This window comes from Bradyrhizobium sp. (assembly GCF_036009065.1).
Classification (GTDB): domain Bacteria; phylum Pseudomonadota; class Alphaproteobacteria; order Rhizobiales; family Xanthobacteraceae; genus Bradyrhizobium.
Window position 1 is genome coordinate 1 of the sequence record NZ_DASYMN010000173.1, and the last position, 11,181, is coordinate 11,181.

11 protein-coding genes and 1 pseudogene are annotated in these 11,181 nt (G+C 64.5%); 8 read left to right on the forward strand and 4 right to left on the reverse strand.

Features of this window, described 5'->3' with window-relative positions:
- From fliM to VGP39_RS10475, 3 genes and pseudogenes are all read left to right on the forward strand, one after another.
- Positions 1–125: pseudogene (fliM, locus tag VGP39_RS10465) on the forward strand (flagellar motor switch protein FliM); the annotation flags it as partial.
- Entirely contained in the window at positions 122–550 is a 429-nt protein-coding gene (locus VGP39_RS10470; protein WP_327568032.1) for a DUF6468 domain-containing protein, read from the forward strand. The pseudogene fliM and the gene VGP39_RS10470, both read left to right, overlap by 4 nt.
- Complete coding sequence (locus VGP39_RS10475) at positions 547–1,317, forward strand: flagellar protein FlbB (RefSeq protein ID WP_327568033.1); 771 nt, start codon at positions 547–549, stop codon at positions 1,315–1,317. The genes VGP39_RS10470 and VGP39_RS10475 overlap by 4 nt, the downstream gene beginning before the upstream one ends.
- Positions 1,318–1,484: 167 nt before the next feature.
- Here VGP39_RS10475 and VGP39_RS10480 read toward each other — a convergent pair whose 3' ends face one another.
- Entirely contained in the window at positions 1,485–1,922 is a 438-nt protein-coding gene (locus tag VGP39_RS10480) for a heme-binding protein (RefSeq protein WP_327568034.1), read from the reverse strand.
- Positions 1,923–1,994: 72 nt separating this feature from the next.
- Positions 1,995–2,741, reverse strand: coding sequence for a glucose 1-dehydrogenase (locus VGP39_RS10485; RefSeq protein ID WP_327568035.1), 747 nt, complete (start codon positions 2,739–2,741; stop codon positions 1,995–1,997).
- A 165-nt stretch (positions 2,742–2,906) separates the two neighbouring features.
- Here VGP39_RS10485 and VGP39_RS10490 point away from each other — a divergent pair, with 165 nt between their 5' ends.
- From VGP39_RS10490 to VGP39_RS10500, 3 genes are all read left to right on the forward strand, one after another.
- Entirely contained in the window at positions 2,907–3,857 is a 951-nt protein-coding gene (locus VGP39_RS10490; RefSeq protein WP_327568036.1) for a LysR family transcriptional regulator, read from the forward strand.
- 119 nt (positions 3,858–3,976) lie between these two features.
- Positions 3,977–7,582: a tetratricopeptide repeat protein gene (locus VGP39_RS10495; protein WP_327568037.1), complete on the forward strand. Its 3,606-nt coding sequence runs from the start codon at positions 3,977–3,979 to the stop codon at positions 7,580–7,582.
- A gap of 214 nt (positions 7,583–7,796) precedes the next feature.
- Positions 7,797–8,030 (forward strand): hypothetical protein, encoded by a 234-nt coding sequence (locus VGP39_RS10500; RefSeq protein WP_327568038.1) that lies wholly within the window; start codon positions 7,797–7,799, stop codon positions 8,028–8,030.
- 243 nt (positions 8,031–8,273) lie between these two features.
- Here VGP39_RS10500 and fliP read toward each other — a convergent pair whose 3' ends face one another.
- Together fliP and VGP39_RS10510 are read right to left on the reverse strand one after the other, a co-directional pair.
- Positions 8,274–9,026 carry a flagellar type III secretion system pore protein FliP gene (fliP, locus tag VGP39_RS10505; protein WP_327568039.1) on the reverse strand — a complete coding sequence of 251 codons (753 nt, stop codon included), beginning with the start codon at positions 9,024–9,026 and terminating at the stop codon, positions 8,274–8,276.
- Positions 9,023–9,952, reverse strand: coding sequence for a flagellar biosynthetic protein FliO (locus tag VGP39_RS10510; RefSeq protein ID WP_327568040.1), 930 nt, complete (start codon positions 9,950–9,952; stop codon positions 9,023–9,025). The genes fliP and VGP39_RS10510 overlap by 4 nt, the downstream gene beginning before the upstream one ends.
- 360 nt (positions 9,953–10,312) lie before the next feature.
- Here VGP39_RS10510 and flgB point away from each other — a divergent pair, with 360 nt between their 5' ends.
- Together flgB and flgC are read left to right on the forward strand one after the other, a co-directional pair.
- Positions 10,313–10,714, forward strand: coding sequence for a flagellar basal body rod protein FlgB (gene flgB, locus VGP39_RS10515; RefSeq protein ID WP_327568041.1), 402 nt, complete (start codon positions 10,313–10,315; stop codon positions 10,712–10,714).
- Between the two features lie 19 nt (positions 10,715–10,733).
- Entirely contained in the window at positions 10,734–11,159 is a 426-nt protein-coding gene (flgC, locus tag VGP39_RS10520; RefSeq protein WP_327568042.1) for a flagellar basal body rod protein FlgC, read from the forward strand.
- The last annotated feature ends 22 nt before the right edge of the window (positions 11,160–11,181 follow it).

The following is an 11,181-nucleotide window of genomic DNA, read 5'->3' on the forward strand; positions in this document are numbered from 1 at the left end:
GCCGCATGGGCCGGGTCGGCGACCGCGTCGCCATCCGCGTCACCAAGCAGCTGCGCAAGCCCAATACCACCTTCGCGATGTTCGAGAAGGCCGAAGAGCAAACCAAGTTGATGGAGGCACAATGAGTCATTCATTCGGAATCGTGATCGAAAGTCTGGTTGCGGTGCTGCTGCTGCTCACGATCGGCTACTGCATGCTGCTCAACAAGCGCCTGCTTCGGCTCAAGGCCGACGAGCAATCGCTGAAGGCGACCATCGGTGAGTTGATCACGGCGACCGAAATCGCCGAGCGCGCCATCGGCGGACTCAAGCACACCGTGCGCGACGTCAACGAGAACCTCGGCAGCCAGCTTAATTCCGCCACCGACATGTCCAGGCAACTGACAAAGCTGCTCGCAGAAGGCGACGGCGTGCTGCGGCGGATCAGCCGGATCGCGGTTGCCGCGCGGCCGGCTGAACCGGAAGCGCCAAAACTGTCGACGGCGCAGTCGATCGCCGCGGCGGCGCAGGCGTTCTCGGACCGCAGGAGGCCGAACGGTCTCGCTGCATGAAGGCACTCCGTGATATCCGCGTCATCCCGGTCGTCCTGATCGCCATTCTCGGCCTTGCGGTGCTGAAGGTCGCGGGCCTGGTGATCGACGGCGGATATGTGTTCGACTATCAGCCCAAATCGACCAAGCGCTCGTGGGCGCAGGAAAGTTTCAATTTTCCGGGCGGCAAGCCCGACCCCAGCGATATCACGGGATCGGTCCAGGCCAAGAAGGAAGAACCCAAACCGGTGGTCAGCGCGCCGGAAACCGCGAAGCCGCCTGATGGCACCGTGCTGTATCCGGACCCAACCCAGCCGATCTCGGCCTCGGAGCGCGCGCTGCTGGAGCGGCTGCAGGCGCGCCGTCAGGAATTGGAAGCGCGCGCGCGCGAGATCGACATCCGGGAAAATCTGTTGAAGTCCGCGGAAAAGCGGATCGAGGGCCGCGTCGAGGAACTGAAGGGCGTCGAGGCGCGGATCGTCACCAAGACCGAACAGAAGAACGAGGCCGAGACCGCCCGCTTCAAGGGCCTCGTCACCATGTATGAAGGCATGAAGCCCAAGGATGCCGCCAAACTGTTCGACCGGCTGGAGATGCCGGTGCTGTTCGAGATCGCCTCACAGATAGCTCCGCGCAAGATGTCCGATATTCTGGGCTTGATGTCGCCGGAGGCTGCCGAACGGCTGACGGTCGAGTTGGCGCGCCGCGCCGGCACCGACAAGTCTGCGTCGTCGACCGCGGACCTCCCCAAGATCGAAGGCAAGATGCTGCCGCAAAATCGCAATTAGCCTCATCCCCGAAAGCGGTCGCCGAACGTCGGCAATCCGCTCTTCGATTCGGCTTGCGTCGCCTCGTCCTGGAGTACGTCCCAATGCTCGGCCAGGACGCCGTTTTCGATCCTCACCACGTCGGCCGCCACCCATGCCGGCTATGAATCATGATGGTCGCACCCTCGTTAGTCAGCCGGCGCCGTGTCGGGCACCAGCGCCAGGGCTGCTCTCGCGCAATCAACATCGTTCTGCACCATGGGCGCCCCGCTCACCCCGATCGCCCCGACGATTTCTCCGTCGACCTTGATCGGAAACCCTCCTCCGTACGCCGCGACGCGCGCAAGCGTGGGAATGCCGGCCAAAAGCGACGGATCGCGCTGGATAAAGTTGAAAAAGTCCTGTGTGGGAACGCCGAATAGAGCCGTGTAAGCCTTGTTCTGCGCGATCTCGATCGAAAGGATCGGGGCTCCATCCATCCGGCTAAAGGCCTTGAGATTGCCGCCGTCATCGAGAATCGCCACGTTCTCGCTAACGCCAATTGCTCTGGCTCTAGCCACCGCCTGATCCACCATTCTCTGTGCCAATTCAAAAGAAATGCTGTATTTCCTCACCACGTCAGGCATTGGAATTCCTCCACTTGGTATGCATCGCGCGTCGATCGGGTGTGGGTTGCAATAGTCGCGCCCGCACAGGAATCAGTTGGCGCTGTGGCCGCCGTCAACGTTGAGGACGTGACCCGTGATGAACCTGGCTTCGTCCGAACCGAGGAACACGATGCCGTCGGCGACCTCCTCGGAGTGGACGAGCCGACCGAGCGGCACCTGCGTCACCAGGGCCGCCTTGTTTTCCGCCGTGCCAGTGAAGCGAGTCAGCATGCCGGTGTCCGTGGGGCCCGGCCCGACGGCGTTCACCCGAATCCCCGACTTGGCGAGCTCGAGCGCCAGCGCCTTGGTGATGCCTTCGACGGCGTGCTTGGCGCCGACGTAGATCGAGGCATAGGGCGCGCCCCTGTGCCCATAGGTCGAGGAGATATTGATGATGCTGCCGCTGCCCTGGGCCTGCATGGCGCGCACTTCGTGCTTCATGCTCAGGACCACGCCGAGAACGTTGGTCTCGAACGTCGCGGCAAAGCTTTCCGCGGTCTGGTCCGTGATCGGGCCGACTGCACCTTCGGTGGCGGCGTTGTTCACCGCGACATCGAGACGGCCAAACCGCGCGACGGTCTTGTCGACCATGGCGCGCACGTCATCCTCCTTGCGGACGTCGGCGTTGATGAATTCGGCCTCCGAGCCGAAAGAACGCAGCTCCTTGACGAGCTCCGTGCCGGCGTCATTGCGCCGACCGGCAATGACCACCTTCGCGCCCTTCTTGGCGAAGGCGATGGCGGCGGCGCGACCGATCCCGGTCAACGCGCCAGTGATCAATACGACTGGGTTACTCATGTGATCCTCGCAATTCTCTGCCCTACCGGCAGAGCATGGAACCGGACCTGCGGCCGCGGCCTTTAGAGACCGAGACCAGTCTCAGGCGCTTTCGTAGAGAGTGATGTAGGCTTCCCTCGCGCCCCCGAAAAAGACTTTGTAAGCTGGGGGGTATGCCTTGGAGATATGGAAGGCACTATGGAACTAAGGCACCTTCGCTATTTCATCGCGGTCGCCGAGGAAGGCAGCCTGACGCTTGCGGCTGAGAAAAGGCTGCACACGGCGCAGCCTTCGCTTAGCCGGCAAATCCGCGATCTCGAATACGAGGTTGGCGTTCAACTCATGAGCCGCAGCGTGCACGGCATCCAATTGACCGCCGCTGGTAAGGCTTTTCTCGACCATGCCCGGCTGGCGCTGGCGCAGGCCGATGCCGCCGCGGAGGCAGCGCGCAGGGCAGTTCAACCCGCCAAGCCGACCCTCGCTTTAGGGTTTCTCACAGGGAAAGAAATGGATTGGTTGCCTGAAGCGATGCGCATCCTTCACGATGAGCTGCCTAATATAGAGGTCACGGTCTCAAGCCAGAATTCTCCGGACCTCGCCGACGCCTTGATGCGGGGCAGGCTCGACGCCGCGTTCATGCGGCCGGAAGAGCGGGCGGGTGAGCTGGTTTACAGGCGTGTGATTACGGAGCCGTTCGTCGTCATATTCCCCAGCGACCAGCGCCTTGCGTTGCATGACACCATCGAGTTGCGAGAGATCGTGGGCGAAACATTCATCATACCATCAAAGACCGCCCCGACCTCGCGCGCTGTGATCAAGGACTACCTGAAGCGGTCCGGCCTCGATATCATTCCGGATCACGAAGTGGACAACATTACCCATGCGGTGTCCATGATCGCGTCGACCGGCGCCGTAGCGCTGCTGCCCGACTACCCGAATAATCTTCTTCCTTGGTCCGTGACCAGCCGTCCCCTGCAGGATGAAGCGCCAACGATCGATCTGGTCGTGGGTTACAGCAAGGCAAACAGCTCACCGATTCTAAAGCTGTTCCTCACCAGAATCGATGACTTGAGCGCCGGAATATCCAGCAAGGCCGACCGGATGAGTGGAGCGGGATCGGCCCACGCCCCGCGATGACGCGCGCGTAAGCTGTGACATTCAACGGCTTGGCGTTAACAAGTCCTTAAATCGGCAATTCTAGACTCGGCGCGGGGCTTCGAGCCGCCAAAGACATATGAGTCGAAAGACATTCCGGAATGGCCCGAACGGCTGCCGCTGACGAGAGGTCGCAAGCGCGCACATGCGCGCGGGCGTTTCGGCGCCGCCTCGCTGCAGTTCTGTGCCTTGCGGCCGGCCTGCTTGTTGTCGCCGCCCATGCGCAAGCCCAGCCCATCAAAGGCGAGGCCGCATTCTCCGCGGCCGGCGGCTATGCCCGGCTGGTTCTCAAGCTCGACGAGGACGTGGATTCCGACGTCAGCGTGGCCGGCGCGATTGTCGTGATCCGCTTCAAGCGGCCGGTCGATATCAACGTCGATAAACTGTCCGACGCGGTGCCCGGTTATGTCGGATCGGCGCGGCGCGATCCCGATGGCGCCGCGATCCGGCTGTCGCTGGCGCGCCGGGTCACCGTCAACGCGATGACCGCCGGCGAGCGCATCTTTGTCGACCTGCTGCCGGACAGCTGGAGCGGCTTGCCGCCAAGCCTGCCTCAGGAGGTGATCCGCGAACTGTCGGAGCGCGCCCGGATCGCGGAGCGCGCATTGCGCGCGCAGCGCGCGGCGGAATTAGCGCTGAAGCGGGCGCCGGTGCGCGTGCGCGCCTCGGTGCAGCCGACCTTCGTCCGTTTCGTGTTCGAACTGCCCGATGGCGCCAGCGTTTCTTCCGCGCTGAACGAGCAGAAGCTGGCGCTGGTGTTCAACACCGCGCTGACCTTCGACCTTGCGGATGCGCGGCTGGCCGCGCCATCGAACGTGGCCTCGATCAACCAGAAGATCGAGGGGGAGAATGCGTCGGTGGAAGTCGCGCTGATCGGCGACGTCGATGTGCATTCGTTCCGCGAAGACAAGAACTACATCGTCGATATCGGCTTCCAATCGGAAAAGCCGTCGCCGCTGGCTTCACCTGCGGCGGCTGCGCCGGCTCCCGCTGCCGCCAAGCCTGCCGCTTCCGACAAGCCCGCGGACGAGGCGCCGCCGCAGCGGTCCGGTGGGATCGCGCCGCCGCCATCGGAGATGATTGCACGACAGGTCAAGCCGGGGAAGCCCGAGCCTGCGATCAACCCGCAGCCTGCGCCGCCGGTGGCGTCCGCGCCGGCGCCAGCCATCGCCAAGGAGGCTCCCGCTCGCGCTGCCGTCGCGCCGCCGCCTAAAATCGTACTCGCCTCCGCCGAGCCATCCATGGACGTCAAACCGGATACCGGCGACAAGGTCGAAGCGCGGCGCAACAGCGACGGACTGCGCCTGACGTTCTCATTCGCTTCGGCCGCACCGGCAGCCTTGTTTCGCCGCGCCGACATGGCGTGGCTGATTTTTGATTCGGCAAAACCTGTCGATCTCGAACCGATACGCCGCGAGGCGGGATCCGTGATCGGCGATGTCAGTGTGCTGCCGCTGCAGCAAGGGCAGGCGATCCGCATGCGCCTCAACCGCCCGCAACTGGCGTCGCTGACGGGCGACGAAAAGACCGGCCAAAACTGGACCGTGACGTTTGCGGATACCATGCAGACGCCGTCGCAGCCGCTTACCGCGATCCGCAACATCACCGACCCTGCGCGCGCCAATGTCACCGTGCCGATCGCAAGACCCGGCCTGATGCATCGGCTGGTCGATCCGGACGCCGGCGACGCGCTGATGGTGATCACCGCAGCCCCGCCCGGCCGCGGTTTTGTGCGGCGGCAGGATTTTGTCGAGTTCTCGTTGCTTGAATCGACCCACGGTGTGGTGATCCAGCCGAATTCCGACGACGTCATCGCCGAAATCGCATCCGACAAGATCACCCTGAGCCGGCCGGGCGGCCTTACACTATCGTCGGCGGATGTCGGCGCCGAGCGCACGGCGACGGCGGTTCGCCCGATCTTCGATGTCAACGAATGGCGCCGCAACCAGTCGGACGATTTTATCAAGCGGCTGGACGTGCTGGTCACCGCTTCGGCGAATGCTTCGGCCGAGCAGCGCACACCGGCGCGCCTCGATCTGGCGCGTTTCTACATGTCGCGGGGCATGTATCCGGAAGCCAAGGGCGTGCTCGATCTTGCGCTTGGCGAGGCGAAACCAGGGCAGGAAGATCTTTCCGCGCTGATCGTGCATTCGGCCGCCTCGACGCTGATGGGCCGCCCCGAGCAGGGGCTGAAGGATATCGCCTCTCCGGCGATCGGAACCAATTACGATTCGCAGCTGTGGAAAGCGCTGGCGCTGGCGCGGCAAGGCAAATGGGCCGACGCGCGCGAAAAGTTCAAGAGCGTCGAATTCGCCGTCACCTCGCTGCCGCTGGAATTGCAGCGCGCCGTAATATCGGAGGCGATGCGCGCTTCGATCGAGGTGAAGGATTATTCCGGGGCTGGCAGCCGCAGCAACGATCTCGACGTGATCGGCATTCCACCTGATCTCAAGCCGCAGATAGCGGTGCTGCGCGGCCGGCTCGCCGAAGCCTTGGGACGCGAGAAGGATGCGCTGACGCAATACAAGGCGGCGGCGGGATCCGCCAACCGCGCTGCTGCGATGGAAGCAAAGTTGCTCGACATCGCGTTGCGTCAGAAGCGCGAGGAAATCACCCAGGGGGATGCGCTGCGCCAGCTCGAGACCTCGTCGGTGACGTGGCGCGGCGACGGGCTCGAAGTCAAAGCGCTGTCGATGATGGCGCGGATCTATTCCGACACCGGCCGCTACGGCGAGGCGCTGGCGGCGGCGCGCACTGCGACCCGGCTGCAGCCCAACTCCGACATCTCGCGGGCTGCGCAGGACGAGGCCGCGGCGCTGTTCGCCCAGCTGTTCCTCGGTCCGAAGGGCGACGATCTTCCGCCGGTCGATGCGCTGGCGATGTTCTACGAGCATAGCGAGTTGACGCCGATCGGGCGGCGCGGCGACGAGATGATCCGCCGGCTTGCAGACCGGCTGGTCGCGGTCGACCTGCTCGATCAGGCCGCCGACCTGTTGCAATACCAGGTCGATCACCGGCTCGAGGGCGCCGCGCGCGCGCAGGTGGCAGCAAGGCTGGCAATGGTGTACTTGATGAACCGCAAGCCGGACCGCGCCATCGCAGCGCTTCGCACCACGCGCATTGCCGATCTGGCCGGCGAATTGCGCCAGCAACGCTTATTGCTGGAGGCGCGCGCGCAGAGCGACGTCGGCCGCCGCGATCTCGGCCTCGACATCATCTCCAACATCTCGGGCCGCGAAGCGATCCGGCTGCGCTCCGACATCTACTGGGCGGCGCGGCGCTGGCGCGAATCCTCCGAACAGATCGAGCTGTATTACGGCGATCGCTGGCGCGATTTCAAACCGCTCAATCCGGTGGAAAAGGGCGACGTGATGCGCGCCGTGGTCGGCTACGCGCTGGCGGAGGACTCAATCGGGCTGGCGCGCTTCCGCGAGAAATACGCAGCCTTGATGAGCGGCGAGGCCGACCGCGCCGCATTCGATACCGCGAGCAGGCCTGCCTCCACCAACAGCGCCGAATTCGCCCAGATCGCGAAGATGGCGGCCAGCGTCGATACGCTGGACGGTTTCCTGCGCGAGATGAAGGCGCGTTTCCCCGACATGACCGCGAAGGCGCCGCTGCCGCCGGAAACCCAGAGGCCGGACCCGTTCCCGACCGGCGCGCTGCCGGCGATCGTTGGATTGAAACGGGTCGAGGCGGCGCGGTAGGGCGCATCCACATTGCCACCGTCATCCTGAAGGAGCGCGCCCTTTGCGCGCGTCTCGAAGGATGGGCCGCATGCACTTGTGGCTATCCTTCGAGGCTCGCTTCGCTCGCACCTCAGGATGACGTCCGTGTTGTTGCGACGCTGCTCCCTCTCGACAGACGCCCACCGAAACGGCAACCTGCGCCGACTGATTGTGCCCGGGGGAAGCCGCCATCATGAGCAAGCCTGTCAAGACCGAAGCCGAACTCATTGCGATGGCGCGAGCGGAACTGAAAGCGCATCTCGATTGCCCGGAGGGAATCATGGTCGCCGTACTGCGCGACGGCGGCTCCTGGGAATTCCGCGCCGAGGCCAGTGACGCGACCATCGCCAAACCGGGCTATCCCGAGTGCGTCGCAATGCTGGTCCAGATCGGCGACCATCTCAGCAAGCAGTATGATGTGAACTGAGACCGTGTCCCGGACGCGGTGCAGCGCTCTTCGCGCTGCTCCGCAGAGCCGGGACCGTCACAAATGCAGCGTTCCGTCACGACCCCGGCTTAGCAGCGCACCACGCCGCGAAGTGCGGCGCGCTGCGCAGCATCCGGGGAACGAAAGGCCGTCATTGCGAGGAGCGCAGCGGGACGAAGCAATCCAGTCTTTGCTTTCGTCGCTTTCTGGATTGCTTCGCTTCGCTCGCAACGACGGCGCGCGCTACCCCCCGTAACTCTGCACCAGGCTCCCCGCCACCAGCGACCAGCCGTCGACCAGCACGAAGAAGATCAGCTTGAACGGCAGCGACACCACCACCGGCGGCAGCATCATCATGCCCATCGACATCAGCACCGAGGCGACCACCAGGTCGATGATCAGGAACGGCAAAAACAGCAGAAAGCCGATCTCGAAGGCGCGCTTCAGTTCGGAGATCATGAAGGCCGGCACCAGGATCCGCAGCGACATGTCGGCGGGCGTCGCCGGCGGCGGCTCGCCCGACAGGTCCATGAACAGTTTCAGATCCTTCTCGCGCACGTTCTTCTGCATGAAGCCGCGCAGCGGCGCCACGGCGCGCTGCAGCGCCTCTTCGACGCTGATCTGGTTGGCGACCAGCGGCTTGATGCCATCGTCATAGGACTTTTGCAGCACCGGCCCCATCACGAAGGCGGTCAGGAATAGCGCCAGCGCCAGGATGACGGAATTCGGCGGCGCGGTCGCGGTGCCGAGTGCGGTGCGCAGCAGCGACAACACTACCACGATCCTCGTGAACGACGTCATCATGATGAGGATCGACGGCGCGATCGACAGCACCGTCAGCAGCGCGATCAGCTGGATCGCGCGTTCGGTGACGCCGCCATTGCCCTGGCCGAGATTGATGCTGATGTCCTGCGCGAACGCCGGACCGGCAAGCGATCCGGCGGCGATCAGTAGGACGAGAAATAAAACTCTACGCGGGACTGTTGCCGATCTCACGAAGGGGTCTTTGGACGGCCCAGCAGAGACGCCATTTCGTCTTCGAGATTCTCGAACCCGCCTTTCGCGGAAGGTGGCGCAACCGGCGGCGCCGTCGGTTCACCGCGCGGCGCGGGGCGGCTTGGCGGCGGCTCGGGCTGAACCGGCGGCGCGCCGACACGTGGTTCACCGGAATCGCCGGCCGGCCGGCGCAGCGCGGCCTCCAGCCGCTGCGCCATCTCGGCAAGGTTCTGATCGGCCGCCGAGAGGGCCGGGGAGGGTGGTGGCGGCGGTGGAGGAGCCGCGGCGCGTTCCGGCGCGCGGACCGGAGGCGCCTTCGGCGGCTCGACCGGACGCGAGGGGCGGGGAATGATCGGTTCGCTGCGCGCGGCCGCCGCCCGGGGCGGCGCCGGTTCGCGTATGTCGGTGCGGCTCATGGGTTCTGGGGTAAACCCGGCTAAGGGGTCGCTTCGCCGTTCCGGCAGCGCGGGCGCCGGACGGCGCACTTCATCGGCAAAAGAGGGCCGCGCGGGCCGTGGCGGCGGCTCCGGCATTGCCGGTTCCGGATGATCGGGCGCGAGGTCGCCCTCGGACCAGTTGCTGACATCAGACAGCGCAACCCGGGGCGGCAGTTCCACGCCGCCGGCAGCGGGCCGCTGGGGGGCCTGGTCACGCGCGGGCAGGGCGCGCACGATGTTGGGTTCCACGACAATGTCGGTGGGGCCGCCGATCATCAGCAGGTGTTCGACATTGTCGCGCCGGACCAGCACCAGCCGCCTGCGGTTGTCCACAGCGGCGGCGTCGATCACGGCCAGCCGTGGCATCCGTCCACGGTTGGCGTTGGCGCCGAGACGGTTGCCGGCGAATCGGCGGACCAGCCAGGCGGCGAGGCCGATCAGCGCCAGAACGACCACAAATGCGAAGAAGAATGCGAGCGGTGTCTGCATGTTTGTCCCCGGCAATGTGCGCCTTTCCGCGTTCGAGAATCGTCGGCAACGCAGAACGGAACGATACAATAAACGACGAACGAAGCGTAAGTTTTGCCTAACTCTTAATTCTCCACGGCAAGAATTGCCGCCGTAATCTTTAATAAACCAAGAATCGGCCGGGCCAAAACGACTTCTCGGCCCTAAAGCCCTCAATGGTTTGCTTGGTTAATGCGCCCATCCGGGGCAAAAATACGCTTTGAGCGTGCGTCGGTCCTGAGCCGGACGGAGGACCGGCGCGGGCGCACGGTCTTAACCCGCTGTTAACCATACGAGAGGCAAATTCTGCCCACCGTAGGCGTGGCGGAGGGAGAGCGGCCGATGTCCATCAACGATCTTCCGGTGCTGTCGGCGCTGCGCAGCAAGATGCAGTGGCATCAGGAGCGCCAGCGCGTGCTGGCGGAGAACATCTCCAACGCCGATACGCCGAATTTCAAGCCGCGCGACCTGGTCGAGCCGAAATTCAACAGCACCGGCGCCAGCGCCGGTCCGATGGGATCGCTGCCGATGATGCGCACCAGCGCCTCGCATATCGCGCCGTCGGGCAGCGGCAGCTTCGCCCAGAACGCCAAGGCCGGCATCGACACCCGGCCCACCGGCAACGCCGTCAACCTGGAAGACGAGATGCTCAAGGTTTCCGCCAACCAGATGGATTACGCGGCCGCGACCTCGCTTTACAGCCGCAGCCTCGGGTTGCTGAAAACCGCCATCGGAAAACGCTGAGGAATAGGAACGGGGCATCATGGCAAACGACGCAGGCGATTTTGGACGCTCGATGAGCATCGCGACGTCGGGCCTGCGCGCGCAGGCGGCGCGGATGCGGGTAATCTCGGAAAACATCGCCAACGCGGATTCCACCGCGCCGGCCGCGGGCGGCGACCCCTACCGCCGCAAGGTGCCGACCTTCTCCTCGGCGCTCGACCGCACGCTGGATGCCAAGGTCGTGGCCCTGGGCAAGATCAAAACTGACACCTCGGCGTTCCGCGTCAAGCACGAGCCCGGCAATCCATCGGCGGACGCCGCCGGCAATGTCAAATACCCCAACGTCAATCCGCTGATCGAAATGACCGACATGCGCGACGCGCAGCGGTCCTACGAGGCGAACCTCAACATCATCAGCGCGACCCGCCGGATGATTCAGCGCACGCTCGATATCCTCAAGGCCTGAAGGAAATTTTAGCCATGGCTTC

Bases quoted from the DNA above. Each gene is read 5' to 3' on its own strand.
- VGP39_RS10470 (WP_327568032.1), top strand. From the start codon at position 122: ATGAGTCATTCATTCGGAATCGTGATCGAAAGTCTGGTTGCGGTGCTG.
- VGP39_RS10475 (WP_327568033.1), top strand. From the start codon at position 547: ATGAAGGCACTCCGTGATATCCGCGTCATCCCGGTCGTCCTGATCGCC.
- VGP39_RS10480 (WP_327568034.1), bottom strand. From the start codon at position 1,922: ATGCCTGACGTGGTGAGGAAATACAGCATTTCTTTTGAATTGGCACAG.
- VGP39_RS10485 (WP_327568035.1), bottom strand. From the start codon at position 2,741: ATGAGTAACCCAGTCGTATTGATCACTGGCGCGTTGACCGGGATCGGT.
- VGP39_RS10490 (WP_327568036.1), top strand. From the start codon at position 2,907: ATGGAAGGCACTATGGAACTAAGGCACCTTCGCTATTTCATCGCGGTC.
- VGP39_RS10495 (WP_327568037.1), top strand. From the start codon at position 3,977: ATGGCCCGAACGGCTGCCGCTGACGAGAGGTCGCAAGCGCGCACATGC.
- VGP39_RS10500 (WP_327568038.1), top strand. From the start codon at position 7,797: ATGAGCAAGCCTGTCAAGACCGAAGCCGAACTCATTGCGATGGCGCGA.
- VGP39_RS10510 (WP_327568040.1), bottom strand. From the start codon at position 9,952: ATGCAGACACCGCTCGCATTCTTCTTCGCATTTGTGGTCGTTCTGGCG.
- flgB (WP_327568041.1), top strand. From the start codon at position 10,313: ATGTCCATCAACGATCTTCCGGTGCTGTCGGCGCTGCGCAGCAAGATG.
- flgC (WP_327568042.1), top strand. From the start codon at position 10,734: ATGGCAAACGACGCAGGCGATTTTGGACGCTCGATGAGCATCGCGACG.